The following is a 26,579-nucleotide window of genomic DNA, read 5'->3' as shown; positions in this document are numbered from 1 at the left end:
GACCAACCTACGAATACGAAGCGATCGCGCTTGAGCCAGTCGTCTAGAACGTCAAACCACCCTCTACTGGGCGCGCGTCCAACTGCGATGGTCATTAGAACAAATCTCCAAATGTTTATAAGTACAGGTGGTATCTATATTATAGACGACCTGAAAAAAGCCTTCTATAAGCAGAAAGTTAACCGGGTTGTTAACCTAGTTTACAATTTTTTACACACCTTTAATTATATTAGGTGTAAATTGCTAATTTTTCTAGGGGTTTTCTCATAAAAATTAATTTTTGATTTAGATGAGGTGAGAAATGGGGAGTAGAAAGGCAGTGGAGCAGGTGGGACAAGGGGACTAAAGTTAGAACTTGTAACAAGTCTTTCCCTTCCCCTTGTCTCCAATTCTCCTTATCCCCAAGTCTCTCCCAATGCCCCATTCCCCATGCTTAATCCTCATTTCCCTACAATCAGTCAGCTGACGCTAAAATGAGTCCACAGTTAAATTTGATTATTGCTAAATGTTTACCATCGATTTAAGCATCAGAAACACTGCTTTCCCTATTTCGGTACAACGTAAGTCAGCAGAAGATGCTGAGGCTATCTATCAGCTAATTCTGGCAGCAATCCGTTCTGGGAACCCTGACATTGTAGAACTCAAGTGCGAAGGTAAGACTGAGAAAAAAATTGCTGTCCGCGCTAGTGAAATTTCTGGGGTGCAGATTGTTCAGAAAGATGGTACAACCCCTGGTGGCGGCAGACCACCTGGCTTTTTTGCTGTAGCTGCTGAGTAACCAAGGTTGACAAATGGCTCAAGTGGGCATTGAGGTCAAGGATTTAAATTTCAGTTGGCCTAATGGAGAGAAAGTTATCAAATCTTGCTCTTTAAAAGTACCCAAAGGTGAGTTTTGGATGCTCTTGGGTACAAATGGCAGTGGAAAATCTACTTTACTGAGATTGCTGGCAGGGTTATTAGCTCCTGAATCTGGCGAAATTCGGCTTTTGCATCCTGTTGGCTTTGTCTTCCAAAATCCAGATCATCAACTGGTGATGCCAACGGTTGGTGCTGATGTGGCTTTTGGATTGGTGGAAGAAAAGTTGCCACCTGCTGCTATTAGAGCCAGGGTTGAGGAGGCGTTAGGAGCGGTGAATTTGCTTACCCTACAACGACGCCCTATCTATGCACTCTCTGGGGGACAAAAACAACGAGTCGCGATCGCAGGTGCGATCGCCCGTCGCTGTGAAGTCTTATTATTAGATGAACCCACTGCCTTACTAGATCCAGATAGCCAGTTGGATTTAGTTGCTGGTGTCCGTCGTCTTGTTAAAAGTCGAGGTATTACAGCCCTTTGGGTGACACATCGATTAGATGAGTTAAATTACTGTGACGGTGCTTTCTTGCTAGAAAAAGGCTCTTTAGTAGATAGTGGTGAAGCCCAACGCCTCAAACAACGTCTGATGGAGGTACATAGCGAAGCTTCTTAATTGAGTGCTGAATAAATAAGTAAATTAAATAAAATTCACTGCATTTAGTACTCCTGAAGACTACCAAAAAAGAACTGTAATGCGCCTTTGCTTAAAAGGCGCGTTTTAAGTTGGTGCGTCTGTGTGAGGTTTGAGTTTTATGAGGCTCCCGTATTTTTATAAATGTAACATTATGTTACATAGAAGGCATCAACTATTATAAAACTTATGAATGAATTTTGTTAACTCTAGAAAATTGTGATTAAAAACCATGCCCCGTTCTTTACTCCAAGCCGTTTTATTAGTGGACGGCTACAATATCATAGGCGCTTGGCCTTGCCTTAAGAAAACGCGTGATAGCGTTGGATTAGAGGCAGCACGGGGTGAACTTGTAGAAGCGATGACTGGTTATAGTGCGTTTCAAGGTTACACAACTCAAATAGTTTTTGATGCCCAATATCAGAACACCTCTAGTAATAAAGAAATTATTACTGAGCTTTTATCTGTTTATTACACTGATTTTGGGCAAACAGCAGATACTTACATTGAAAAATCCTGCGCTTCTTTTCGCCAGCAATTAGCTCAATCTTTGATTTCTCGTGTGATTGTTGCTACTTCAGATCGGGCACAGCAGTTGATGATACAAGGCTATGGGGCCGAATGGTTGTCAGCAGAACAACTCTGTGGGGAGGTAGAAGCCACTGTCTGCCGGATTCGACAAAATTATCATACACGCAAACAATCGAAGAGTAGGTTTTTAGCTAATGCTATTGATGCGAAGGCGCGGCAGCGTTTGGCTGAATTACGAATGGGATTGTAGGTATTTAGTATTTAGTAGTCTCTGCTTAAGTTCCTGAATAGATTTTGGCTGCAAAAATTATCTATTAATTAAGCATCTAAAGAAATATTGGCGAAACTACTTGCCAAATCCTATTTTTAGCCCTAAGATTATAAATTGTGAGCAATCCTCAGTAGCTCAGTGGTAGAGCGATCGACTGTTAATCGATTGGTCGCTGGTTCGAATCCAGCCTGGGGAGTTTAGCAATTTCAGATTTGAAGTTTTGAATTCTAGATTATCTATCAAAAGTTTATGGTCGCTTGACTCGGCTTTTGGTAAGTATTTGGGCACAGATTTACAATGCTTTATGAGCAGTATAAGTATTTGGCAAAGGTGCCAAAGACGTTGCTTTGAGGTTAATCTGATTTCAGGAAGCTGGCGATCGCTTCAATGGTTTGTTCTGCACTCTTAGCAGTAAACATTGGGCCAGCAGCCAAATAAATATTTTTGTCAGATAGCAAGTTGAAGACAATATTATAACTGCTTGAACTTGTACCTGTTACTGTGTCAATTGCAACTGCATCCATATTCAGCCCTGCTATTTCTGAAAGTTTAGCTTCAATAACTTCTTGCCCAAGCCAACCTTTGCGTTCGATAGTTACTTTGTCAAGAGTTTTATCAAGAATGCAAATAATTATGTTATTCATCAGCAGATAAATAATGCAAACAGCACCACTGGCAATCAACAATAAACCTAGAGGATAAGTCCACAAACGAGTATCTTCATGAATAGTTAATTTTGGTTGTTGTGAGTTTTTAAGAAAGGTATTAATTTGTGCAGCTATAGATTCCTTGTGAGTGCTGTCTGCATTTACTAAATCTATGGGAATTGAACCATCTCTCGTCATTAGTAGCAAGGGATAACTATTTCCAGCAGTTGTATTAGTGTCTAGTTTTGCACCTAACACGTTTTTGAGATTCCAATTTTTAACTTGAGATTTTAAAATACTTTTGGTGATTAATTGGCAACTTTCTTGAGTGGGTTTAACCCGATTACAAGTAAAAGTAGTTGTCTTTGTCAGTGTCGTTATCAATAAAACGCCTCCTGCCACAAATAGTCCGCCAAATAACCAGTAGAGGATGGCTGCTGGCTTGAGTCGTAGTTTTAATAATGTTGGAGTTTGCTCTAAAATTTTGAGTCTCATTGTTGTAACTGTAGTCTTTACTCAAAGCAGTCCACACACGAAATTCAGATTTCCGCATCGCAGATTGAAATGATTTGGTTTTCAATCTCGTGTTAGGAATCGTTGTGACTTTTCATGATATGGCAAATGCATATACCCAAGAACTAGATCGCAAAGACATTATCGGGCTAATGCTATTCTTTTAGGTGATTGCACTTAAGCTGAAACTAGGATAAACGCTTTAAATGACTTCTGGAGCGCTGCCTGAGAATCCTTTTGTGGCTGGGGGGATGATTGAAGATCCCAGGCTGTTTGTTGGTCGTAAAGATGAGTTACACGCGATCGCATCTCGGATGAGGAGCAATCAGCATACAAGTATTAATTATGACATAAATGATTCTTTTATCGATTGAGATGTATTGCGTTTTCGTCTGCGATACACGCAGCGTCAAGCCAAAGGCTTATCACCCCCGTAGTCGGATATGATTGAGTTGTGGTTGTATACACTCACAAATCCAGAACTTTGAAAAGAATTTACAGAATATGAGTTCACTCGAACCAAGCATAAGTACTGAAGTCCCTGCATCTAATGTTATGCTTCAGATGATTTCTGGCTTTTGGGTGTCACGGGCAATCCACGCTGCTGCTAAACTTGGTATTGCTGACTACCTTAAGGAACAGCCAAAGACACTAGAAGAACTAGCTGCAATCACTGATACTCACGTGCCATCTTTGTACAGATTACTGCGTGCACTTGCTAGTGTCGGTATATTTGCTGAAGATGACCATCATCGATTTAGCTTAACACCCTTGGCTGCTACGTTACAAACGGATGTTCCTGGTTCTTTGCGTTTTTTTGCCATTTCCGAACTGGGACAAGCGCACTACTTAGGCTGGGATAATCTGCTACATAGCATCAAAACTGGTGAGATTGGGTTTGACCATATTGCTGGAATGACTATTTGGGATCATTACCTTAAAAACTCTGAAGCTGGCAAGTTGTTTAATAGCGCAATGACAAGTTTAACAGCTTCCGTTTTAGAAGCGATTATTTGCAGTTATGACTTCTCAGTATTTAACACTATTGTTGATGTGGGAGGAAATCAGGGCAGTTTGGTGACTAGTATCCTTAAAGCTTATCCGACTGTTAAAGGCATTATCTTTGATATACCAACGGTGATAGAAGAAGCAAAATCTCACCTGCAAGCACAAGGTTTTGCAGATTGCTGTACGGTAGTGTCGGGGAACTTCTTTGAGTCAGTAACAGCAGGTGGTGATGCTTACCTTCTCAAGCACATCATTCATGACTGGGATGACGAAAAAGCGATCGCTATTCTCAAAAACTGTCATCAGGCAATGTTACAGCATGGTACACTACTGCTGTTTGAGACAGTAATTCCTCCTGGGAATGCATCTTCTTTTAGCAAGTTGCTCGACCTTAATATGCTAGTTATGACTGGTGGACGCGAACGCACAGAGGAGGAATATCAAGTACTACTGCTTCATGCTGGCTTCCAACTTACCCAAGTTATTCCAACCCCGTCACCAATTAGCGTTATTGAGGCGCGAAAAATTTAAATAATTGCCTGAAAAATTAGTTCAACAAATTATCGAAGTTACACAGCGATTACCCCGCAAAGTATACTTGGCTAATTTTAGATGCCGATAAACTAGCTGAAGATTCATTTCCCGCCCTGCAAACTTGGTTAACAGAAATAGAACGCAGCAACTGTGGCCAGAGATTTATCCTCTGTCTAGATGAATATGAACGCCTGCATGAGGTAGTGAAAGCAGCAAGCAGCCTCCACTACTTAACTTTATTTGTTGTTAGCTGTTTGTTGCTTGAGAAAGAATAAGCGTAATTCGTAATTACCACTTGTTAATTTGTTCTGATCGCAATTTTCGTTACAAACACTGCGTTTTTATTACCAACACCGCGATTTTCGTTACAAATAAAATGATTTTTGTTACAAACACCACGTTTTCATAACCAACACCGCGATTTTCGTTACAAACAAAATGATTTTTGTTAAAAACACCACGTTTTCATGACCAACGCTACGATTTTCGTTACAAACAAGATGATTTTTGTTACAAACACCACGATTTTGTTACAAACATCATCATTCTCGTTACAAACATCACGATTTCGTGCTGTAATAGCTTGCTAAATTCAACTCAACTATGAAATATCACAGTCAGTAGAGGCAGAAACGCCAATAGAAAGCCATGCCAGGATTGCAATTGAGTTTCTGGGGGTGCTTCTGGTGGTGCTAATAGAGCTTCTACTCTTTGTTCTAAACGATCTGCACCAGAGGAACCTAATGCAGCACAGCAAATTTCCGATAAAACGGGACTGCTACTAACTACTAATAAAAGTGATTCTGCTAACACCAGAGGGTCTACTTGCAATGCTGCATAGCCGTCGGCACGGAGTTCGCGCAAAGCTAACAATTCTTCCCACAAAGGCTCTGTATTCGGCAACCATGCAGTGCAATAACGCACCCAACCCAGCCAGAAAAACCAGAATGTATCCCTGTAATGGTGATGCCCTTGCTCATGGGCTAAGACGCTTTCTAAATGAGCGGGTGAGAGAGTTTGCACTAATCCTTGGCTAACCACTAGTTCTGGTTGCCAAAAACCAATTTGACCTGCGAACAGCGCTCCGGTTTGCAGCATTCTGGCTTGTTTATCGCCAACATTCACTAAGGGGTAGTTACGAGCAGATTCTACAGACTGCCAACCCTGGAAGGCAAGTTTTATGCATGAAATGGCAAAAAATGCCAAATAAATTAATGCAAGTAAATAGCTAATTGAGCCTGTGTACATCCCGCCCATTTGTCCTTGAGGCCCCATGAACAGCACAGCGATCGCAGTCATGAAAATTAGCAAGGGCGGAAAGAGAAACAAAAATAGCGATCGCTGCCACCGTAAACTCCAATTACCTTGGCGTTGATTCCAGGAGGATCTTAACCACCAGGCAACTGCCAAAGCATTCAAAATCATCACTAGATGCATCATTGTTCCTCCCTGGCTTGGCGTGCAGATTGAATGCGTTTAGCGATCGCTGCTATTTGCTCGCTAGCTGCTTCATCCAGACTATCAGCAAAGGCAGCAACAACATCGGGATTCCCCACTGCCAAAAATCGCTGTAACTGCTCGTGAGCTTTGATGACTTCTGATTGCTGCTTACTCAGCATTGGCCGCCAATAGAATGCCCGTTCTTTCTTGTCACAAGCCAGCCAACCTTTATCAGTGAGGCGACGTAAAACAGTGGTGACAGAAGTATACGCTAATTCGCGGTTGGGGTCGGCAAGGATGCGATCGTGTACATCCTTGACTGTGACTGAACCAAGTTCCCAAATGATATTTAAAATTTCCGCTTCCAACGGGCCTACAGATAGTTGTTTAGGGCGGTAGTCGGGTAAAGGTGCCATAGCGATTTTCGATTTGGGATGAGCAAAGTGGAGGTAAAAATTTTAGTTTCTATTTGGCAAGTTTAGTCAGGATGCGTAGTGGTGCTAACTTGAAATGCCAAATACAGCTTGAGAGAATCTGTTCTTGTTTTAGATTACAGGATAGTGCAGCAAATCTGAAAGTCTAAAAGAGCTTTTTGAGTATTTTTGTCTTGAATGGTTTAGATCGTACATTTTGATGTTAAAAAATACTTTGGGAACAATTGTGATTATAGTTAGTAACATCAACTAAGTAGAATGTTATTTGCCGCAGTAGTATATAAAACAGGTGTATCCAGCCCGTGAAGTTATTCGTATATCACACTCCTGAATTGACTCCAACGGATAAAGTGTCAGAATGTGCGATCGCAGTCGATGTCTTGCGAGCCACTAGCACAATTGCGACTGTCTTAGCATCTGGAGGCGAAGCTGTACAAGTATTCAGCGATTTAAATCAGTTAATTGAAGTTAGCGAAAAATGGCCCCCTGAAAAACGTCTGCGGGCTGGAGAACGCGGTGGCGCGAAAGTAGCTGGTTTTGAGTTGGGTAACTCTCCCCTCGACTGCACACCAGAGTTAGTCCAAGGGCGGCGTTTGTTTATCAGTACCACAAATGGCACTCGTGCTTTACAACGGGTACAAGACTCGCCAAATGTATTAGCAGCAGCCTTGATTAACCGGGCGGCGGTGGTGCAATTTCTCTTAGATAAGCAACCAGAAACAGTGTGGATTGTCGGTTCAGGTTGGGAAGGCAGTTTTTCTTTAGAGGATACAGTTTGTGCGGGTGCGATCGCTCATAGTATTTTGCAACAAACCCAGTTGTCACCAGAAGAACTCGCTGGTAACGATGAAGTAATTAGTGCGATCGCTCTTTACTCTCAATGGCAAGATAACTTATTAGGATTACTTCACCAAGCTAGTCACGGTCAACGATTGTTGCGTCTTGACTGTCAAGAAGATTTAAAATATTGTTCTCAAACTGATATTTTAGATGTCTTGCCCATGCAACATGAAATAGGAGTATTAAAAAGGGGATAGGGACTGGGGACTGGGGACTGGGGACTGGGGACTGGGGACTGGGGACTGGGGACTGGGGACTGGGGACTGGGGAGCAGGGGAGAATAATCAATACCCAATGCCTCATGCCCAAAGCTTTATGTCCTATGCCCCAAGCTCAATTTTCAAATCTGTGAGCATTTGCCTAAGTCTTTGTCGCCAATGGGGAGGATGTGTCTCTAGAACTGCGGAAATTTTTCCACAAGCAAGGACGGAATAACCAGGGCGACGCGCTGGTGTGGGATATTCGGCGGTTGTCAAGGGGACAATACGTTCAACTTTCAAAGGGAAGCCTAATTGTTGTGCTTCTTCAAAAATGGCGACGGCAAAATCATACCAGCTAGCAACGCCGCTATTAGTGTAGTGATAAGTGCCGCTAATTTCTGGGGTTAACTGGGGAATCATCTGCGCTATAACTGCGGCTATATCTTGCGCCCAAGTTGGGCTACCAATTTGATCGGCGACAATACGGAGTTCTTGACGTTCTGCACCTAGTCGCAGCATAGTTTTGACAAAGTTACTTTTGCCAAAGGTTCCATAAACCCAAGCAGTGCGGAGAATGAGATGATAGGCACAAGTTTCTTGAATAGCTTCTTCTCCAGCAAGTTTGGTTTTACCATAGACACTCAAGGGATTAGTTGCATGAGTTTCTTGGTAAGGGCTATAGCCATTACCATCAAAAACGTAATCAGTTGAAATATGAATTAGAAAAGCTCCTAATTTTTGACTTTCTTGGGCAATAATTAAAGGTGCAGTAGCATTAATAGCGGTAGCAAGTTCGGGTTCACTTTCGGCTTGATCTACAGCAGTATAAGCGGCAGCATTAATGATGATTTGCGGCCGCTTGGATCTAATAACTTTGCGGAGGGTATCGGGTTGGGCAAGGTCTACTGTTGGACGTGCGACTGAGATAATATCGCCACAAGATGAGAGTATTTGTTGTAGTTCCTTACCCACTTGACCGTTGCTACCAATCAGCAAAATTGATTGACTCATAGTTATTTGTCATTTGTCATTTGTTATTTGTCTAAGAGAAGCTACGCCTACTCTTCAACGTCGTTTGAATTAGTGCAATGAAAGACAAAGTTTTCCGCCTACTATAAAAGTAAGCTTGACCAATGACCAATGACCAATGACTACTTAATCAAATACTTCAGCAGTTCTCAAAGATTTACCAGCTTGGTCTTTAGCTGATAAAATCGGTGGCCTACTCAGGGGCCAATCTATCGCTAAATCTGGATCGTTCCATAGAATTGTGCGATCGCTTCGGGGCGCGTAGTAATCTGTAGTTTTGTAGATAACTTCGGCTATTTCTGAAAGTGCAAGAAAGCCGTGAGCAAAGCCTGGTGGTATCCATAGTAGGCGTTTGTTTTTAGCACTGAGTTCATAACTTACCCACTTCCCGAAGGTAGGCGAACTTTTTCTAATGTCTACGGCTACATCAAAAATAGTACCAACAATAGCACGAATGAGTTTACCTTGGGGTTGTTGGATTTGATAGTGCAATCCCCGGAGGACGTTTTGTTTAGAGCAAGAGTGGTTATCTTGAACGAAGTTCGTAACAATTCCTATCTCTTGAGCAAATCTTTGGTGGTTGTAAGCTTCAAAAAAGAAACCGCGATCGTCTGCAAATACTTGGGGTTCAATTTGTAGAACTTCGGGAATTTTGGTATGTACAATGCTCATTAATATTATAAGTAATGTGCAACGGTCTTAATTTTGAGAGTAATTTAATACTTGTAAAATACAAGTATTAGAATTAAGATTTTGCCTGTGATTTTTTTGTTTTGAATAAGTAAATTACGTTAATTCAATTTGACAGTCATCGCCAATCATAAATCGTAAGGCTTTAGGGCGACGAGGTGGAAGACTCAATTGTGCCCTTTGTCCAATGACACTATCAATAATGCGCTGATGGATTCCGGCAATTTTAGCACCTTCTAAAATAACGCTGTGTTCTAAATCAGTATCAATGAGTGTGACATTGTTAGCGATGCTACTATAAGGCCCAATAAAGCAGTTTTCTAAATGACAATTGCTACCAATGACTACTGGCCCCCGAATTGTACAGTTAATTACTTTAGATTTTACCCCGATTTGGACTCGTCCAATAATCTGACTTTCGCCATCAATTTCGCCCACAACTGATGCTGTTAAATAGGTATCGAGAATCAATCTATTAGCTTCTAATAAATCATCTTTTTTACCAGTATCTAACCACCAGCCTTTGAGATTGTGGGCTACAACCTGCTTTTGCTGATTAATCAGGTATTGAATAGCATCAGTGATTTCTAACTCACCTCTAGTGGAAGGTTGGATATTGGCGATCGCATCATAAATGAGGTGAGAAAAGAAATAAACCCCTACTAATGCCAGATTTGAAGCAGGAACTTTGGGTTTTTCAATTAACTGTAATACCCGTCCTGTTTCATCCACCTGAGCCACACCAAAGGCACTAGGGTTAGCAACTGAACGTAAAAGAATCAAAGCATCTGGCTGTTGTTGGCTAAATTGTTGCAGAAAGTAACCTAACTCACCTAGTTGAATCAGATTATCGCCCAAGTACATCACAAAAGGAGAATCTCTTAAAAAAGGACGAGCCACTTGGACAGCGTGAGCAAGTCCAAGTGGCTGGTCTTGTACGATGTATGTGATGTTTGCTCCAAAGTTTTCTCCATTTCCGGTTTTCTCTTGGACTTCTGCCCCAGTTTCTGGACTGATGATAATGCCAATATCAGTAATACCAGCTGCGACCATTTCTTCAATGCCATACCATAAAACAGGTTTATTAGCAACTGGTACAAGTTGTTTTGCCCCGCTATAAGTGAGGGGACGTAAGCGTGTGCCTTTACCGCCAGAAAGAATTAGTGCTTTCATAAGAATTTACGCCGTGTGCAATTTAATTTTGTTAAACCTTGATTCCATTGTGGCGTAGGCATCTTGCCATAACAGAAAGGACGGACAAGATGTCCATCCCACAAGAATAAAAAAAGTCGCACATCGTGTGAATTTAGGATTAATTACAAGTCATTAGTCAAGATAATCTGAAAACTTGACTAATGACTTGTAATTACATTTGTATTATGGTGTCAGTATGATGTTAGTCTAAGATGTACGCTAACTTAGTTGAAAGGATTAACAGAATTTGAGTAGTTTAGACGCCTTGCGTCTGGCAATAATTAGCAATCCCCGATCGGGTAACACCTGGCTACGAAAAATGCTGGCAGCCATTTATGAAATGTCTGAACTGGCGGTGCATCATCCAGACGACATTTCCTGGCACTTGCTACCAGCAAGATTAGTGCTTCAGATTCATTGGCACACAAGTGATGATTTAGTTTCATTGCTTGCCCAGCAAGGATTTCGCGTGGTAGTTCTTGCCCGTCATCCCTTGGATGTATTGATTTCTATTCTGCATTTTGCCAACTACGAACCGGAAACTGCCAACTGGCTAAAAGGTGAGGGGGGAAGTGAAATTTCCATCCTTGAGAAAACGCCACTTAGCCCAGAGTTTATCAACTATGCCACTGGCAATAGAGCAGCAGCACTTCTCTCGATTAGCGCGGAATGGTGGAGGCGAGAACAGACGTTGAAAGTTCGTTACGAAAATCTGGTGAATGATGCAGTCAAAGAACTTTCCCAGTTTAACGAACAACTGGGGCTAACCCCAGTCAAGCCTATATCAGATGTGGTTTCGTGGCATTCCATCAATCGCCTCCGCACCATGAGTACAAACAATCACTTTTGGCAGGGAAAGTATGCTCTGTGGAAGAAGCTTCTTACAGCACCCGTTGCTCAAGAGATTGCTCTTGCCCATCAAAACGTGTTAGCTAAACTTGAGTATGTGTGTAATGCTGATCCGACTCTAACCAAAGAGCAGGCGATCGCTAACTGGAATGCTATTGCAGTAAAGAACTTAAGCTTACCCCGCAGTGTTTCTATTTTCTAAAAATCAGCCACTACAAATACTGGTTGAGAACTTCGGCGGTAGCAAGTCCTGTTTTTCCCCAACTAAATTGTTGGGAGCGAGTGATACCTTGGCTAGAAAGATGCGATCGCAACTTTGAATTAGTTGCGATCGTTTGCATTGCCTCTGTAATTTCTCCGGTGTTATAAGGATTGATTAAAATCGCCGCATCACCAGCCACTTCCGGTAAGGAAGAGAGATTGGAAGTAATGACAGGAGTACCACAAGCCATTGCTTCGAGGACAGGTAAACCAAAACCTTCCCAGAGACTGGGGAAAACCAGAGCGATCGCTTGATTGATGATTTTTGGTAATTCGCTGTAAGCAACATAATCAAGGAACTTCACTTGATTAGTCACACCCAATTCTGCAACTTGCACTTTTAAAGTCGGGGTGTAACGCAAATCAATTGGCCCTACTAACCATAGTTCATAGTCTTTGCAGTTAGGTAATGCCGCAAAAGCACTGATGAGTCGCTGGATGTTTTTGTAAGGATCTTGGCGTCCAATGTAGAGAAAGTAGTTGCACTTAGGTAAATTGAGAGGAAGAAAGTGAGTGCGATCGTGCGCCAAAGGAATCGGAGTAATTTTGCTGGCGGGAATTTGGTAAAAATCGGTGATGTCTTTAGCCGTAGTATGGGAGATGCAAATAATGTGTTGTGCTTGCTTAAGAACTTGGGGAGTGTAGTAGCGGTGGTAAACTGTGAGTGGTGAGAAGCGTTTGGCAAACCGCAACGGTATCATGTCAAAAGATGTGACAACAAAACGACAATTGCTATAAAGGGGTGCTTCCGGTAACGGGGAGAATAAAAGACCTGATTTGAGGTTTTTATATATTTGTGGTAGTTGAAATTGTGTCCAGAGGAGGCGATTAAAATGACCTTTAGTGCCGTGGTTTGGGGTTAAGTTTGACGGTATTGGATAGCAGTCAAAATCGGGATGTTTTTGCGCTACTAATAAAGCGGGTTGCAAAGATTTTAAATAAGGAAAAATGTTTTGAGCATAGTTGCCTATACCCGTTGGTTGAGACAAGAGAATAGATAAGTTAATAATTAATTGATTAGAGGAAACATTATCTACTATATTCATTTAGTATTTTTTTTCATTTGCCTATAATGCTTATAAAATATTTTTACATAAATTATTAAAATTTAGAGAATACTAAGATAACTTAAGAACCGTAACTTCTTACACAGCTTTTTTGATGATCATACCAAAGGATGTGGAAGCAAAACGATGAAATAATAATTTTAGATGTGCTTCTTGTGGTATTTCATGTACTTGACTATAGTATGGAGGAATATCAATAAATCTATCTAATACACGAGAACCAATATTGAAATCTAGGGGTGCTACTTGATGTCCTGCCGCAGTTAGTTTTTTAGTAATTTGTTCAAAATCTTTTTTTCTAAAAAGTACTGTTCCATAGTTGTCAAGAGTTTCTTCTTCTTCTAAATAATTAAATTCTGTTGTCTGTATGCTTATTCCTCCAGGAACTAGAGTCTTTAGAGAATTTTCGATAAACATAAGTCCATTTTTAATACTACCTAGATGTTCTAATGCACAAGCAGACCAGCAAAAATCATATTTACCTTCTAAGTAAGCAGGAATAGCATTCATATTGACATACTTTAGATTCACATTTTTAGTAAATAGTTCTTTTGTACATAATTCAGGACGGAATATCTTTTCTAAAGAAGACATATTTTGTTTAGTTTTTATCCAACCTTGTGCAGCTGATGCTTTTGGATCTAAATCTGTGGCAGTAATCGCAATATCATAAGCAGCAAGAATACTTGGCAGAGGTTCTTCACCACAACCAAAACCTAAACCTTTACGTCCAGGAGTAAGTAAATCGTATTCATATAATGCTTGTAAAATATAGCAAAATTCCCACAATTTTCGATGGTATGCTACGGGAATTTTCATCTCTTGACACCAGTAAAAAAACCAATTTGATTCAATATCATTTTGTTGACAAGCTTTGGATTGTAAGTTTATTTTTTGTGGTGATAAATTACTAGGTATTGTCAGCTGTTCGCGCAAACTCCGAGCATATTCATAACCGAGAGTTTTAATATTCAAGCTTAGAGCATCTACTGTATAACTTTTTTTCAATAATCTTGATGGATTTAATATAGCTTTTACGATTTGCGGTATTTTATTTAACATAATTTTCTACTCGCTTTTTAGTTTGTTATCTAAAGCTTAATTGCTTAATTATCGTCTTTTAGCAGAATTATTACTGGTAATAAATATGGTTATAGTAGTTTATTTAACAAATAATAGGAGAATATCTCACTTTAGTAAACTAAGTCTGGTATTAATTTTGATGAAATTTTCTAGCATTCATATTCAGAACTTGACTGTTAAGTTAATAATGTCAGTTTGAAAAATTGCAGATTTGCTAAAATATTTATAGCTGATGCTGTTATACCTGTGGTTTTTTTAAACAAAAAAATAGATTGACCAACAAGTTTGTAAGCTTTTATATAAACTGAATTTAATTATACAAATAAGAGAGAAACTCTTCAGCAGATTCTTGCCATGAAAACGGTATATATTCATTTCTTATACGAGCTACCAAATTATTGTAGTAAATCTCTGAATTAAGTAGCTCTTTTAAAGCTTCATACAGTTCTGTTGGTTGAGTAGGAGAGAAATATCTACAAAAATCACCTCCTACTTCAGGTAAAGAGCCTCCATTACTAGCGATTACAGGTTTACAGTGTTGTAATGCTTCTACCACAGGTAATCCAAATCCTTCATAAAATGAGGCTTGAACTAAACAGTAACAGTTTTGATAGAGAAAATCTAGTTGAGCATCGGTAACAGAACCTAATATTTGTATGAGCTTGCCATACATTTTATTAGATTCTATCAAATTATCAGTTTCTGAGTGCCAGCCTTTATTACCCGCGAAAATTAAAAATACATCATCATGACTAGAATTTATCAATAAATCAAAGGCTGCAATGATAGTTTTAATATTTTTATGAGGAACTAAGCTTCCAACTACTAAAATATATTTCTTGTTAAGTAGTTTCTGTAATTTTATATCAAATTTTTTAGGTTCTTCACTCAGTAATAAATCATGTTTATAATAATTACCACCCAAACGAAAGCTTTGAACAATTTGTGAGTTTTTATTAGCTAATATTCCTTGCCGTCTTGCATTTATATAATCTTCAGCACTTTTCTTAGAAATACATAAAACTTTATCAAATAAAATAGAATAATCGCCGTAGAATTTTGTAAATGCTTTAGTAAATCTCTTGGAAGAAAATTCTGGAAATTTTATTGGAATTAGGTCATAACATATCACCACAATAGTAACTTCATGTCTTTTTAAAGTTTGTAAAAATCGGTAGTAAGTTTTAGGTAAATCCCAATTAGCATCAGCTATTACATAAATATCTCCTGGCTGGATTATATAATCTTCAAATTCAAGTAAAGCTTTTTTGTTTGCTAAATTTGAATCAAACCAATCAATCAAATTTAATATATATATAAGATTTATAAATTTATTTTTCAGCTTCAAAAGTAGAGATTGAGTTTTTATATTTATTTTACTTAAATTCAAATATTTATTAACTTTAACAAAATTGTTATCTGGCTGTTTATTAATATTAGTCACTCTTTTTATAAAACTACCATCAAACATAACCGCTACTATTTCTATATCTGTGTAGTTTGAGCTTATTTGTAATAATTCAGAAGTTAGCTCTCGAACTACTCGATGAATTCCAGTATTTTTATACGTATGTTTTGCAGTATGAGTACAATCTATAAATATCTTCATCCTAAAACCTACTTAAAAATATTTTTTACTTAAAAAACTTACCTAAGAAAATCCATAACTAAAAAACTCAGTAGTTACATTCTTAGGTAAGCTATTTTACTTTTTTCCTATTCTCAAGTTAATGGTTATTTATAATTAAGAAACTAAAGAGCTAACTGCTTAATTTCTTAAGGTCATAATCAACCATTAACTCAATTAATTGATTAAAAGAGTATTGAGGCTGCCAACCTATTCCCATTTTAATTTTATCAATGCAACCAACCAACTGCACTGGTTCATCAGCGCGATAAAAAGCAGGGTCAACTGAGACATAATCTTGCCAATTAAGCCCAACACAGTCAAAAGCACACTCAACAAGTTCTTTAACAGAGTAGGTTTCACCACTGGCAATGAGGTAGTCATCGGGTTGTTCTTGCTGCAACATCAGCCACATAGCATAAACAGCATCTTTGGCGTAGCACCAATCACGACGGGCATCTAGGTTGCCTAATTTTAGTTCATTTGCCAAACCTAATTTAATTTGGGCAACTGCGTGCGTGATTTTGCGAAATACAAATTCTGTCCCACGTCGAGGTGATTCGTGAGTATAAGTAATACCACAACAGTTGTAAAGATTGTATTTCTGCCGATAATTGACAGTCATCCAATGAGCATAAGCTTTGGCAACTCCATAAGGATTCCGGGGACGAAAGGCAGTGCGTTCGGTTTGAGGCGATTCGTCAGGTTGACCAAAAACTTCACTACTGGATGCTTGATAGAATCTGGCATCAGGTTTGCAGCGACGAATAGATTCTAACAGGCGAGAGACGCCAAGAGCTGTATATTCAGCAGTAAGAGCAGGTTGTGTCCAAGAGAGTGGAACGTAGCTTTGAGAAGCAAGATTGTATATTTCGTCTGGTTGGCATTCGCTCACTACATCCATAAGGGATGATTGATCGAGGAGGTCGCCAGATACGATTTGAATGTCGCCATAAAGGTGGGTAATACGCTCTAGATTACTGGTGCTAGAACGACGGACTAGACCAAAGACTTGGTAGCCTTTTGCTATCAGTAGTTCGGCAAGATATGAACCATCTTGTCCAGTTAACCCGGTGATTAGGGCTTTTTTTGTTGTCATACTCACTTTTTTTTACAATATATATATTCTTTGGAAATACTAAATTATAGCGTTGATACTTTTGGTTTAATACCAATTAAAACTGGATATACTCCTAACGATAAAACTCGAAACTCTAGTGTAGATGTTGTATCTATAATAAACTCCAGCTTTGTCTTTTTTTTCTTTAAAAGATTTCTTAAAGTAACTTCTTTTTTGGCTAAAACTAGTGCGCCAGAATTAGTACAAATATCTGCGATCGCTACAACGAAATCTAGATTTATTTTAGATATTTCATTATCATCATCATAAGCAAAGATTTCAAATTCAACTAAATATTTACCTTTGCAATAGGAATCGTAAGGGCCAAAAATTGCAAATCCTTGTCCATCATCAGGATTTACAATTACAAAATACTCTTGCTTGATTTCGATTATTGAACCAATACCATGAAAAATTACCTCATTTTTAATTTTTTGGTTTTCTAGATAAAACTCCTGCATTTGCTTAATTATAGTTTTATCTACAAGATTAATATCTTGAAATTTTTGACATGTTATCCACCAAACAAAGCAATTTTGCGGATCTTGATTAATTGCCTTTTCAATATCTTCTTGATAGAAATTTATATCTAAACAAGGTTCAATATATCTACCAAATAAATTAGGTGGGATTCCTAACAAGTCTTTTGAAATCAAACCTAATGAATCTTGAATTTTAAAACCTGAGATTGGCAAAAGGTCATATACTTGTTGAAAAGTTAGTTCGTGTATATGTTCTGGCTGTTTCCATCCATATCTATTAGTAACAGTATAATTGGGACTATCAAGTACAAAAATGCCGTTTGGTTTAAGTACTCTATTGACTTCTAACAAAAAACTTACCTGTGATTCCCAAGATATATGTTCAATAAATTGACCAGCAAATACTAAGTCAAAACTTTGTGACTCTATTAACCTTAGATCGTCTCCATCATGTTGAATCCAAGTTACATTATTTGGTAAATCTAGTGGCTTTGAATTTAAATCTATACCAGTGTGATTTTCAATATAGTAAGGATAAAATTTATCGAACCACTCAAAGTACCAATTTCCAGCACATCCAATACTTAATATTTCTTTAGATTGTGGTATTTTTGCAAGGCAAATAGAACGACATTCGTGTAAAAAATCATTAAAGTTGAGTTTTTTTCCTAACGAAGGCTGTATTAATATCGCAGTATCGTTGAAATCAAAATTTTCAACTACTTGTTGTTCTTCCTGATCAGAATCATCAATAGCTTTAGCAAAAGTAGTAAGTACTTTCTTAGATGCATTAGGTATAACTTTAGCTAATTCACGTCCTACATAGTCAGCAAGCTTTTTACTTTTTGCTTGGGGTGAAGAAAGTATTTGCTGGATAAATTCTGTATATAAATTAGCACATTTCTCTGGGCAATGTTCCTTAGCAATATACTTATATGCATTTTCGCTCAGGGATTTTCTGTAGTCTAAGTTTTGAGTTAGTAAAATAAGAGATTTTAATATCTCTTCTACTTCATCACTTTGCCCAGGATGGGGTATTTTGAACACTACATCATTGGGAAAATCAGAGAAGGAACCAATATCTGTAACAATAGTAGGCTTACCAACAGATAAAATTCGCAGAAGTGATGCAGAGCTTTCTCCGTTAAAAGGAAATCTTAAGTTTAGACATATATCTGATACTTCTATGTAACTATAAAAATCTGGCATATTCACATAGCCAGTAACTTTTACTTGATCTTGTAAACTTAGCTTTTTAATTTCATTTTCTAGATTAATTGTACCAAGGTAATCAGTACCACCTACAAATATTAAGTAAGCATTAGGTTGAGTTACAAGATACTTCTTAAATGCATAAATAATTTCTAGTGGACGTTTAGTTTTATTAATAAATCCAAAGGTTGATATTATAAATTTATCATCTGGAAGACCCAATTCTTTACATTGATCTCTTAATGATTTTTGCTTAACAACATACTTTGGCACTATCTGAGGTATATGAACAATATGGCTATTATCATTAGAAAATTCTTTAATAGCACAGTTATAAGCCCATTTGCTGTGTAATATAACTCCTAGAGAGCGCGTAAAAATTCTTCTATTTACATAAAGACCTACTTCTGATAACTTCTCATCAATATCTAAATCTTTTGTTTTTAAAAGGTTTAAAATTTTTAGTGTTTTATCTTTTCCATAACAGTGTTCTAATTCTTGAGAAAATTTAATACCAAGTTCTGGACAACGAGCTTCTATATAATTAATTAGCCCTCCCAAGTAATAGTCATGTAACACAGATATTCCAGAATATCTCATTAATTGGGAGTACATATAAGAATGGTAGCTACTATTCCCTATCTGGTAAATAATACCTTCATATATTTGAGACTGTAATTTTTCTTCAAATTTTATATGAGAAAATAAGTTATTACTGATGTTCACATCGGGCAAATAACTATCATCATGGTATAAATCAAGGTTGATATGTTTTTCCAATGATGGTAGCAAGTCCCGACTATAGTCTGCTATACCAGATTTAGCTGGTGGTAATGGGCTAAAAAAAGCAATTTGTGGTTTTTGATTAACTGAAATAGATACTTTATTTAATAGCTGATGCTCTTGAAACACATCAAGTATATTTTTAGCAACAAATTGCCAAGAAAATTTTGCTGATTGCTGAAGTGCATTATCTGAGATTTTTGTTCTAAGGTTCTCATCAGATAGAACTTTTTGCATTATCCCAGCCATATCAGAAGGTGAGTATGGATCGAACAGTAATTCATCAGAACCTAAAATTTCTGGCAAAGATGAGCTATTACTTGCAATCGATGGTGCGCCACATGAAATAGCCTCAAGTAGTGGTAAACCAAAGCCTTCATAAAAAGAAGGAAAAACAAATAGAGAGCAGGTTGAATATAAAGCTCTTAATTCTTCATCTGTAACATAATTTGTTAATATTATAGATTTATTAATTCCCAATTTTGATGCAAAGCTAGTTATTTCTTTACTAAAATGTTCAGAAACTTTGCAAGCAACTACTAATTGGTAACATTCTTGCAAATTTTTAGGTAAAGCAGAAAAAGCAGTGACTAATCCTTCAATATTCTTTCGCCAATCTTCGCCTCCTGTATAAAGAATAAATTTGCCGGAAATACCAAACTTCCTTGCAAAAGTTTCAAGCCAAGCTTGGTGTTCATGAGCAGGAATCGGAGTAAAAAAAGCAGAAACACCACCAGAAACGTTTAAAACTCTCTCAGGGGGTATATCGAGGTATTTAATTACATCTTGGCGGGTAGCTTCCGAGATTGCAAATATAAAATCAGCATTTTGTATATTTTTTAAGCGCTTCATGTAGAGTGAGCGCATATTAAACTCATTTAAGTATCTATCAGAAAAGATAAGAGGTATTAAATCATAGCAAATAACAAAAACTTTTTTAGGAAAATCGCTAAAGTCAGGTATTGTGGAGTCAAAACCCTCCATCGGACTAGGTATAAATATTAGATCAACATCTGCTGCCATTAAAACAGTTTTTAATAGTAGTTCATTAATGTCGCAACTACCAATGTACGGATAATCTACAGAATTATATTTAAAGTAATTATCATTCGGTTCTGGGACTGGTAGATTACTATTCGTATAGAACTCGTAACTGAGATTATTTTGCTGTTTAAATAAAGCTTCTATTACAGATTGTGTATAACGACCAATACCTCTATTTCTAGAGTTACTTGTTTGCAGAGCTTGAAGATCAATGGCTATTTTCATGCTGCGTCAATTTGAGATTTAATTTTTTATACAGGTTTTTTTACATACCAACATAGCTACTGCGCCAGGAAGATAATTATCTGGATTATGTTCTTTTTCAGATGCCTCTACTTCATTTTCAGTGATAGTCCAAGTAAAGTCATCCTTACGTACTCCATAGGATATTTGAACTATCGTGAAATCTTGAACTAGTTTTTGTAGTGACTCTTGGTTATATATTCGATGTACTGGTGTTAAAGCTTTTTTACCATAAGGAACTGTAAGGATAAAACTACCTTCTGGTTTTAAAAGTAAACTAATCTTTTGGGCAGCTTTCACATCATAATTGTCGCCTGTCTCGTCTCCATACCATCCTAAGCCAATATGTTCTAAAGTTGATAAAGCAATCACACAATCAAAACTAGCTGGCGGTAATACAGGGTTGCAGATATCAGTTTTAACAAACTTCAAGTTGGGATGAAATAATACTATGGGACGAATGTCTATTGCTGTAACTGAGTAATTAAAACTAGCTAACTCATACGAAAGGAGACTTTCAGCAGCCCCTACATCTAGAATTTCTATGTCTTTAGATTGATACAAACAAGCTAGAGAATGTATGACAAAAGTCTTTTCTAAAATTCTTTCTGTAGTCTCAACCCAGTAAGCTTCACCATTATCACGATGAGCTACCCAAATTGGATCGTTAAACCATAACCCACTCTTAATTTTTGCTTCCTCAGTAGAAGCAAATTGACTGGCTACACTATTATTAACTTGTATTTCAGCAGAGAGCTGTTCTATTCTCTGCTCAAGCTCAGAAAGTCGGTCTATTCTCTGCTCAAGCTCAGAAAGCTGTTCTATTCTCTGCTTAAGCTGAGGGAGTTGGTCTATTTTCTGCTCAAGCTCAGAAAGCTGTTCTATTCTCTGCTTAAGCTGAGGTAGTTGGTCTATTTTCTGCTCAAGCTCAGAAAGCTGTTCTATTCTCTGCTTAAGCTGAGGTAGTTGGTCTATTCTCTGCTCAAGCTGAGGTAGTTGATCTATTTTCTGCTCAAGCTGAGAAAACTTCTTATTTACCTCTTGATCTCTTGTAGAATATTCATTACTTTTTTGGATTAAATTGTATAAAAGTTGTCTAACAGCAGAATTATAATAAACTTGTCTTTTTAAAATAGGCCATGCTATTTTCTTTAAAATGTTTTTTAGCCATTTACGAATATTATTTGTATATACCTCATTAAAAAATAATAAATAGTTACCATCAATTTCTGTAACAAAATTATTGTTTATTACTTTACGAGGCAGATCTATTTTATTGCTTGAGTCATTTTCCTCATTTCCGGCCAGACGATTGAATTTAACGGATTGCTGATAAACATCACTAATACGCTCTAGTATTTGTTCGTAATCCATCTGATTCTCCTAGAAGATTTTTATTATTAATTATTCATTCTTGCCAAATAAATACATTTTTTTAGTAAATTTTATTCAAAGCTTAACTATAATTTTTGCCTAAGTCTATTTAATCATATAGTCGTTTAATTCACATAGGTTAAAAAATAATTTTCCTGAAAGCAGAATTAATATTTAGATAATTTACATTAAATTTTATTTACTGAGTTTAAATAGTAGTTAGCAGTTTCATCTGCGTTTCCCATAAAACGCACTTTTCCTTGATCTAACCAAATTCCTCGAACACAAGACTGTTTTATAAATTTTAAATCATGAGAAACTACTAATACCGTAGCGTTCTGATTCCAAAATTGCTCAATTCTTCGCTTACACTTGTTTTTGAAACTTTCATCTCCTACCGACAATACTTCATCCAATATCAAAATATCTGGCTGTATGTCAGTGGCGATCGCAAACCCTAATCGCGCTACCATTCCAGAAGATAATCCTTTTACTGGTACTAATGCATAATCTTCTAACTCTGCAAACTCTAATATCGAAAGCGTTCTTTTCCGCATTTCTGCTCGAGAATATCCCAGTAATACGCCATATAGTAAAATATTATCCATTACAGAAATTTCTGCATCAAACCCCGCTCCAAGTTCTATCAATGGAGCAATTTGACCGCGTACTCGCACCAAACCACTGGTAGGTCGCAAAATTCCAGAAATTATCTTTAACAGTGTTGATTTTCCAGATCCATTTGCCCCTATAATCCCTATTTTTTCACCTCTTTCAACAACTAAATCAATTTCATTTAGTACCTGTTTCTTCGCAGGCTGGTAATATTTACCTTCCAAAACAGATAAAAGTGTTTTCTTGAGGTCATAAGAAAACTCTTCTTGTGTCCGTCGCCACAGCGAAACTCGATCTAGGCGAATTACTTCCATCTTTTATAGCAAATCCATAAATTGATGCCGCCACAACTGAAAACAAACCAATCCCAGTAACAAAATAATTATGCCACTAAGCAAGGCTCCCCAAATTAAACTTAAATCTGGTAGCACTCCCGATAGTGTAATCTGACGGATACTTTCAATAACTGGTGATAAAGGATTTAACCCTAAAAATGCTTTTACTGTTTTTGGAACAATGTCTGGTGGATAAAAAACAGGACTACTGATCCAAATTACAAATATAATCAACTCATAAAAATAAGGTAAATCTCTAAAAAATACATATAATGCGCTTACTAAAAAACCAACTCCTGTACAGACTAAAACCAGTGCTAGAAATGGAAGTAGCAATGCCAGTACATTTACTAAACTTTTTGATTTAACAAAAGTTATTATTCCTAATAAGGGCAGCACCCCGACGGAAAACTGAAATACATTTGCTGCAATCATTGATATTGGAAAAATACTCACTGGCAGACGAATTTTATTTAAAAGTGAGCCATTGCCCACTACACTACTCAGTGCCTGAGAAGTAGAAGCTGAAAAAAAGTTGATTACTACCAGCCCTGTAAATGCTGCTAATACATAGTTTGGTATTGAGTTATTGTAATACGACGAAAACGTTGTTCCAAAAATTGCAGTGTATAGCCCGGTCATAATCAACGGGTTCAAGAGTGACCAATAAACCCCTAGAAATGAACCACGATAACGCACTTTCAGATTTCGCGCTACCAAGACATGCAGCAATTCCCAGTAACGCCACATTTGCAACCAAGTTGAATTACTTTTAACCGAAAGCTTCATCCTTACACACCGCAACAGATCGTAGCTAAATTATTTGCAGATTTTATACTATTGGTGGCTACTTAACCGCATTACTTTAACAATAAAAACTTTATTTTAAAAAGCATTGTTAAACACACAAGTTACTAGTTACCATTTTTATACTTTTAATCACATCCTATCCGGGCAAGACCAATTAATTTATCAATTGGTTCCTAGAACTATCTTCCACAAATAATTAGGGTTTTACCATATAATTGCTTTATAGTCAATAAAAATATTGTTCATGGGACGATCTAAGCGCCATTTTATCTAGCGAAGTCATGCGATCGCAGCCGTTTTTGTGACAACCGCAATTGTGATTTTGGTGTCTATTGTTGCCTAACAATAGCAATTTCCTTTGGTAGAACTATGCGATCGCTTTTGGTGTCTTTGACCAAAAAAAGACAAACATTGAGTATGTACCTGTCTGGTTGTTGATTTAATTTTAAGTTGTGAAGTCAACAGTTGGAAGTTATTCTCCCCCATCTCCACTGAATTTATGAGAGCTGAGTCACGGATTCCGCTACACTGAGACTTGGTTTATTTGAATTGTAATCAGGCATGGAAATCGGACAAAAGGTTAAAGTCTTTCGTTTACGCGATCGCGTTTCTCCCGCAGTTGTAAAAAAACTTGGGCAAGTGGGTATCATTCAAGGCTACAAAGTCACCGATGGTGCTGGGATCGGTATAGTGGTAAAGTTTGACGACAATACTTCCACTTGGTTTTTTGAAGATGAAATCAAACCTGTGTAGTAAAGAACTCAGCTCCGAGTTTTTCCTGATATCTGAAGTTTCAACTACAGGTTGAGAGTCTTTGTTGAGTGCTAAGTTGGAGTTGAAAAGCTCGGCGGTGAAAATAGGAATCAACTAATGGCTCTAATTTTGACATTTTTGGGCAAAGGCGGTACCGCTCGTACCAAAATTGCGATCGCCGCCGCCAAATTATTGGCAAGTCAAGGCAAGCGCGTACTTTTAGCAGGACAAGCAGAACCAACATTGCAAATCCTGCTAGGTACTCCCGTTACTGCCGATCCTCAGGAAATCGCTCCCAATTTGCAAGCAGTCCAGTTTCAAGCATCTGTACTTCTAGAACGCAACTGGGACGAAGTGAAGAAACTTGAGGCGCAATATCTCCGCACGCCCATCTTCAAAGACGTTTTTGGTCAAGAACTGGTAGTATTACCAGGCATGGACAACGCCCTGGCCCTAAATGCTATCCGCGAATATGATGCTAGTGGCAAATATGATGCGATCGTCTACGATGGCACGGGCGACTCCTTAACGCTGCGAACGTTGGGTTTGCCAGAATCTCTGAGTTGGTATGTCCGACGATTTCGGCAATTATTTGTCAACTCCGATTTGGGAAAGACGATTACTGAATCACCCTTGATTCAACCGCTAATTAGCAGTTTTTTCAATATCAACTGGACAGCAGATAACTTTGCAGGTCCCACTAACCAAGTCAATAATTTCTTAGAAAACGGGAGAGCCGCTCTTGCCGATCCCAAGCGTCTCGCTGCGTTCTTAGTGACTACAGGAGATCCAATTGAGGTAGCAAATGCTCGTTATTTATGGGGTAGCGCTCAACAAATCGGTTTAACTGTCGGTGGTGTTCTACTTATGTCTACCGAGACAAATGTCAATCTGTCAGAGGAATTTGCACCCTTAAGAGTAAGCGTCATTCCCGACTCGCCAACAGGTGATTGGCAACCACTGATAGACGCTCTACCCAACTTTGAAGCACAAGCTTTACAGGCTCCTAAACCTATTGAAATAGACATCCACAATCGTCAAGTACGCTTATTCTTACCAGGATTTGACAAAAAGCAGGTCAAGCTTACCCAATATGGACCAGAAGTCACGGTAGAAGCAGGAGATCAGCGGCGCAATATTCCCTTACCACCAGCTTTGAGTGGCAGACCTGTTGCTGGAGCAAAGTTTCAGAATAATTATTTGATAATTTCCTTTTAAATTATGGGAACGAGGTATGGAGAAGCCCGCTTGATTGCTTACAGCAGTTTTCTATGTATTTGAATCACACTTGGCATAGGGGCGCAAGGCCTTGCGCCCCTACCGTGTAGTTCATTTATAGCTGTAGCCAAGTGGTTTAGGACATAAACCGAATATAAAAGCTAGACACCAAACAACTTTCGACTCTGTTCCCTGTCCCCTGCTATATCTAGGCTTCCACAAAAGGCTTCGGTGCCACAAAAGGCCTCACGCTCCAATTAGGATCCCTCACCAGGGCAATCGACTTACTAGTTTGCACGAAGCCATTCATCTTCCAAATAACGTTCTCGCCGGTTGCCTTGTTACGCCAGAGGATATCAGATTTACTATCGTTGTTGAAGTCACCAGTACCTACAATTTGCCAATTGGGATCCTTCACCTGGGTAATCAACTGACTAGTTTGCACCGAGAAGCCATTCATCTGCCAAATGACGTTCTCGCCGCTTGCCTTGTTACGCCAGAGAACATCAGATTTACCGTCGTTATTGAAGTCACCAGTACCTACAATTTGCCAATTGGGATCTTTCACCTGGGTGATCAACTGACTAGCTTGTACCGAGAAGCCATTCATCTGCCAAATGACGTTCTCGCCACTTGCCAGGTTACGCCAAAGGATATCAGATTTACCGTCTTTATTGAAGTCACCAGTACCTACAATTTGCCAATTGGGATCCTTCACTTGGGTAATTAACTGACTGGCTTGCACTAAGAAGCCATTCATCTGCCAAATGACGTTCTCGCCACTTGCCTTGTTACGCCAAAGGATATCAGATTTACCGTCTTTATTGAAGTCACCAGTACCTACAATTTGCCAATTGGGATCCTTCACTTGGGTAATTAACTGAC

Annotated in this window: 24 protein-coding genes and 1 tRNA gene; 10 read left to right on the top strand and 15 right to left on the bottom strand. The window is 38.2% G+C overall.

The genetic code is table 11. The features are described 5' to 3' along the window. Positions 1-505: 505 nt before the first annotated feature. From V7K79_RS03075 to V7K79_RS03060, 4 genes are all read left to right on the top strand, one after another. Complete coding sequence (locus V7K79_RS03075; protein WP_190731518.1) at positions 506-778, top strand: hypothetical protein; 273 nt, start codon at positions 506-508, stop codon at positions 776-778. Between the two features lie 13 nt (positions 779-791). Then, positions 792-1,469: an ABC transporter ATP-binding protein gene (locus V7K79_RS03070; RefSeq protein ID WP_335044596.1), complete on the top strand. Its 678-nt coding sequence runs from the start codon at positions 792-794 to the stop codon at positions 1,467-1,469. 250 nt (positions 1,470-1,719) lie between these two features. Further along, entirely contained in the window at positions 1,720-2,268 is a 549-nt protein-coding gene (locus tag V7K79_RS03065; protein WP_335044595.1) for an NYN domain-containing protein, read from the top strand. Positions 2,269-2,413: 145 nt separating this feature from the next. Continuing rightward, positions 2,414-2,485, top strand: a tRNA-Asn gene (locus V7K79_RS03060). A 157-nt stretch (positions 2,486-2,642) separates the two neighbouring features. On the opposite strand, the gene V7K79_RS03055 is transcribed toward V7K79_RS03060, so the two are convergent. Further along, complete coding sequence (locus V7K79_RS03055) at positions 2,643-3,431, bottom strand: hypothetical protein (RefSeq protein WP_335044593.1); 789 nt, start codon at positions 3,429-3,431, stop codon at positions 2,643-2,645. Positions 3,432-3,655: 224 nt separating this feature from the next. Between V7K79_RS03055 and V7K79_RS03050 the strand changes: the two genes are divergently transcribed. Together V7K79_RS03050 and V7K79_RS03045 are read left to right on the top strand one after the other, a co-directional pair. Then, the gene (locus V7K79_RS03050) at positions 3,656-3,823 is read left to right on the top strand and encodes a hypothetical protein (protein ID WP_335044591.1); all 168 of its coding nucleotides are present in this window, start codon (positions 3,656-3,658) and stop codon (positions 3,821-3,823) included. A gap of 130 nt (positions 3,824-3,953) precedes the next feature. Next, the gene (locus V7K79_RS03045) at positions 3,954-4,988 is read left to right on the top strand and encodes a methyltransferase (RefSeq protein WP_335044588.1); all 1,035 of its coding nucleotides are present in this window, start codon (positions 3,954-3,956) and stop codon (positions 4,986-4,988) included. A 600-nt stretch (positions 4,989-5,588) separates the two neighbouring features. On the opposite strand, the gene V7K79_RS03040 is transcribed toward V7K79_RS03045, so the two are convergent. After that, positions 5,589-6,428, bottom strand: coding sequence for a M56 family metallopeptidase (locus V7K79_RS03040; RefSeq protein ID WP_335044599.1), 840 nt, complete (start codon positions 6,426-6,428; stop codon positions 5,589-5,591). Further along, a complete protein-coding gene (locus V7K79_RS03035; protein ID WP_335044585.1) occupies positions 6,428-6,847 on the bottom strand; it encodes a BlaI/MecI/CopY family transcriptional regulator in 420 nt (139 codons plus the stop codon). Before V7K79_RS03035 ends, V7K79_RS03040 begins: the two co-directional genes overlap by 1 nt. 320 nt (positions 6,848-7,167) lie before the next feature. On the opposite strand from V7K79_RS03035, the gene V7K79_RS03030 reads away from it, so the two are divergent. Further along, positions 7,168-7,902 (top strand): 2-phosphosulfolactate phosphatase family protein, encoded by a 735-nt coding sequence (locus tag V7K79_RS03030; RefSeq protein ID WP_335044583.1) that lies wholly within the window; start codon positions 7,168-7,170, stop codon positions 7,900-7,902. Positions 7,903-8,025: 123 nt separating this feature from the next. Here V7K79_RS03030 and rfbD read toward each other — a convergent pair whose 3' ends face one another. The 3 genes from rfbD to V7K79_RS03015 form a co-directional block, all read right to left on the bottom strand. Beyond that, a complete protein-coding gene (rfbD, locus tag V7K79_RS03025; protein WP_335044581.1) occupies positions 8,026-8,916 on the bottom strand; it encodes a dTDP-4-dehydrorhamnose reductase in 891 nt (296 codons plus the stop codon). A 144-nt stretch (positions 8,917-9,060) separates the two neighbouring features. Beyond that, positions 9,061-9,606 (bottom strand): dTDP-4-dehydrorhamnose 3,5-epimerase, encoded by a 546-nt coding sequence (gene rfbC, locus V7K79_RS03020; protein ID WP_335044579.1) that lies wholly within the window; start codon positions 9,604-9,606, stop codon positions 9,061-9,063. Positions 9,607-9,720: 114 nt separating this feature from the next. Next, the gene (locus V7K79_RS03015) at positions 9,721-10,797 is read right to left on the bottom strand and encodes a glucose-1-phosphate thymidylyltransferase (protein WP_335044577.1); all 1,077 of its coding nucleotides are present in this window, start codon (positions 10,795-10,797) and stop codon (positions 9,721-9,723) included. Between the two features lie 268 nt (positions 10,798-11,065). On the opposite strand from V7K79_RS03015, the gene V7K79_RS03010 reads away from it, so the two are divergent. Next, complete coding sequence (locus tag V7K79_RS03010; protein WP_335044576.1) at positions 11,066-11,869, top strand: sulfotransferase domain-containing protein; 804 nt, start codon at positions 11,066-11,068, stop codon at positions 11,867-11,869. Positions 11,870-11,879: 10 nt separating this feature from the next. Here the strand turns inward: V7K79_RS03010 and V7K79_RS03005 are convergent, their stop codons facing one another. The 8 genes from V7K79_RS03005 to V7K79_RS02970 all read right to left on the bottom strand — a co-directional run bounded on the left by V7K79_RS03005 (position 11,880) and on the right by V7K79_RS02970 (position 23,702). Next, entirely contained in the window at positions 11,880-12,974 is a 1,095-nt protein-coding gene (locus tag V7K79_RS03005; RefSeq protein WP_335044574.1) for a glycosyltransferase family 4 protein, read from the bottom strand. 99 nt (positions 12,975-13,073) lie between these two features. Further along, positions 13,074-14,057, bottom strand: a complete 984-nt coding sequence (locus tag V7K79_RS03000) for a hypothetical protein (RefSeq protein ID WP_335044573.1) — start codon at positions 14,055-14,057, stop codon at positions 13,074-13,076. A gap of 331 nt (positions 14,058-14,388) precedes the next feature. After that, positions 14,389-15,687: a glycosyltransferase family 4 protein gene (locus V7K79_RS02995; protein WP_335044572.1), complete on the bottom strand. Its 1,299-nt coding sequence runs from the start codon at positions 15,685-15,687 to the stop codon at positions 14,389-14,391. Between the two features lie 151 nt (positions 15,688-15,838). Next, positions 15,839-16,804 carry a GDP-mannose 4,6-dehydratase gene (locus V7K79_RS02990; RefSeq protein ID WP_335044571.1) on the bottom strand — a complete coding sequence of 322 codons (966 nt, stop codon included), beginning with the start codon at positions 16,802-16,804 and terminating at the stop codon, positions 15,839-15,841. Positions 16,805-16,848: 44 nt separating this feature from the next. Next, the gene (locus V7K79_RS02985) at positions 16,849-20,571 is read right to left on the bottom strand and encodes a glycosyltransferase (protein ID WP_335044569.1); all 3,723 of its coding nucleotides are present in this window, start codon (positions 20,569-20,571) and stop codon (positions 16,849-16,851) included. 18 nt (positions 20,572-20,589) lie between these two features. Then, positions 20,590-21,963: a DUF268 domain-containing protein gene (locus V7K79_RS02980; protein WP_335044567.1), complete on the bottom strand. Its 1,374-nt coding sequence runs from the start codon at positions 21,961-21,963 to the stop codon at positions 20,590-20,592. Positions 21,964-22,151: 188 nt separating this feature from the next. Then, the gene (locus V7K79_RS02975; protein WP_335044566.1) at positions 22,152-22,892 is read right to left on the bottom strand and encodes an ABC transporter ATP-binding protein; all 741 of its coding nucleotides are present in this window, start codon (positions 22,890-22,892) and stop codon (positions 22,152-22,154) included. 3 nt (positions 22,893-22,895) lie between these two features. Beyond that, on the bottom strand, positions 22,896-23,702 hold the full coding sequence (locus tag V7K79_RS02970) for an ABC transporter permease (protein WP_335044564.1): 807 nt from the start codon (positions 23,700-23,702) through the stop codon (positions 22,896-22,898). Between the two features lie 582 nt (positions 23,703-24,284). Here V7K79_RS02970 and petP point away from each other — a divergent pair. Then, positions 24,285-24,476, top strand: coding sequence for a cytochrome b6f subunit PetP (petP, locus tag V7K79_RS02965; RefSeq protein WP_335044563.1), 192 nt, complete (start codon positions 24,285-24,287; stop codon positions 24,474-24,476). Between the two features lie 117 nt (positions 24,477-24,593). Beyond that, complete coding sequence (locus V7K79_RS02960) at positions 24,594-25,694, top strand: Get3/ArsA fold putative tail anchor-mediating ATPase NosAFP (protein ID WP_335044562.1); 1,101 nt, start codon at positions 24,594-24,596, stop codon at positions 25,692-25,694. A 208-nt stretch (positions 25,695-25,902) separates the two neighbouring features. On the opposite strand, the gene V7K79_RS02955 is transcribed toward V7K79_RS02960, so the two are convergent. Next, on the bottom strand, positions 25,903-26,579 hold a 677-nt coding region (locus tag V7K79_RS02955; RefSeq protein ID WP_335044561.1), incomplete at its 5' end, for an FG-GAP repeat domain-containing protein.

Origin of the sequence: Nostoc sp. (assembly GCF_036917575.1) — a bacterium.
Classification (GTDB): Bacteria; Cyanobacteriota; Cyanobacteriia; order Cyanobacteriales; family Nostocaceae; genus Nostoc.
This window is presented reverse-complemented; position numbering and strand designations above follow the sequence as displayed.

Coding starts and splice junctions, on each gene's coding strand:
- V7K79_RS03075 (WP_190731518.1), top strand. CDS start 506: ATGTTTACCATCGATTTAAGCATCAGAAACACTGCTTTCCCTATTTCG.
- V7K79_RS03070 (WP_335044596.1), top strand. CDS start 792: ATGGCTCAAGTGGGCATTGAGGTCAAGGATTTAAATTTCAGTTGGCCT.
- V7K79_RS03065 (WP_335044595.1), top strand. CDS start 1,720: ATGCCCCGTTCTTTACTCCAAGCCGTTTTATTAGTGGACGGCTACAAT.
- V7K79_RS03055 (WP_335044593.1), bottom strand. CDS start 3,431: ATGAGACTCAAAATTTTAGAGCAAACTCCAACATTATTAAAACTACGA.
- V7K79_RS03050 (WP_335044591.1), top strand. CDS start 3,656: ATGACTTCTGGAGCGCTGCCTGAGAATCCTTTTGTGGCTGGGGGGATG.
- V7K79_RS03045 (WP_335044588.1), top strand. CDS start 3,954: ATGAGTTCACTCGAACCAAGCATAAGTACTGAAGTCCCTGCATCTAAT.
- V7K79_RS03040 (WP_335044599.1), bottom strand. CDS start 6,428: ATGCATCTAGTGATGATTTTGAATGCTTTGGCAGTTGCCTGGTGGTTA.
- V7K79_RS03035 (WP_335044585.1), bottom strand. CDS start 6,847: ATGGCACCTTTACCCGACTACCGCCCTAAACAACTATCTGTAGGCCCG.
- rfbD (WP_335044581.1), bottom strand. CDS start 8,916: ATGAGTCAATCAATTTTGCTGATTGGTAGCAACGGTCAAGTGGGTAAG.
- rfbC (WP_335044579.1), bottom strand. CDS start 9,606: ATGAGCATTGTACATACCAAAATTCCCGAAGTTCTACAAATTGAACCC.
- V7K79_RS03015 (WP_335044577.1), bottom strand. CDS start 10,797: ATGAAAGCACTAATTCTTTCTGGCGGTAAAGGCACACGCTTACGTCCC.
- V7K79_RS03005 (WP_335044574.1), bottom strand. CDS start 12,974: ATGAATATAGTAGATAATGTTTCCTCTAATCAATTAATTATTAACTTA.
- V7K79_RS03000 (WP_335044573.1), bottom strand. CDS start 14,057: ATGTTAAATAAAATACCGCAAATCGTAAAAGCTATATTAAATCCATCA.
- V7K79_RS02995 (WP_335044572.1), bottom strand. CDS start 15,687: ATGAAGATATTTATAGATTGTACTCATACTGCAAAACATACGTATAAA.
- V7K79_RS02990 (WP_335044571.1), bottom strand. CDS start 16,804: ATGACAACAAAAAAAGCCCTAATCACCGGGTTAACTGGACAAGATGGT.
- V7K79_RS02985 (WP_335044569.1), bottom strand. CDS start 20,571: ATGAAAATAGCCATTGATCTTCAAGCTCTGCAAACAAGTAACTCTAGA.
- V7K79_RS02980 (WP_335044567.1), bottom strand. CDS start 21,963: ATGGATTACGAACAAATACTAGAGCGTATTAGTGATGTTTATCAGCAA.
- V7K79_RS02975 (WP_335044566.1), bottom strand. CDS start 22,892: ATGGAAGTAATTCGCCTAGATCGAGTTTCGCTGTGGCGACGGACACAA.
- V7K79_RS02970 (WP_335044564.1), bottom strand. CDS start 23,702: ATGAAGCTTTCGGTTAAAAGTAATTCAACTTGGTTGCAAATGTGGCGT.
- petP (WP_335044563.1), top strand. CDS start 24,285: ATGGAAATCGGACAAAAGGTTAAAGTCTTTCGTTTACGCGATCGCGTT.
- V7K79_RS02960 (WP_335044562.1), top strand. CDS start 24,594: ATGGCTCTAATTTTGACATTTTTGGGCAAAGGCGGTACCGCTCGTACC.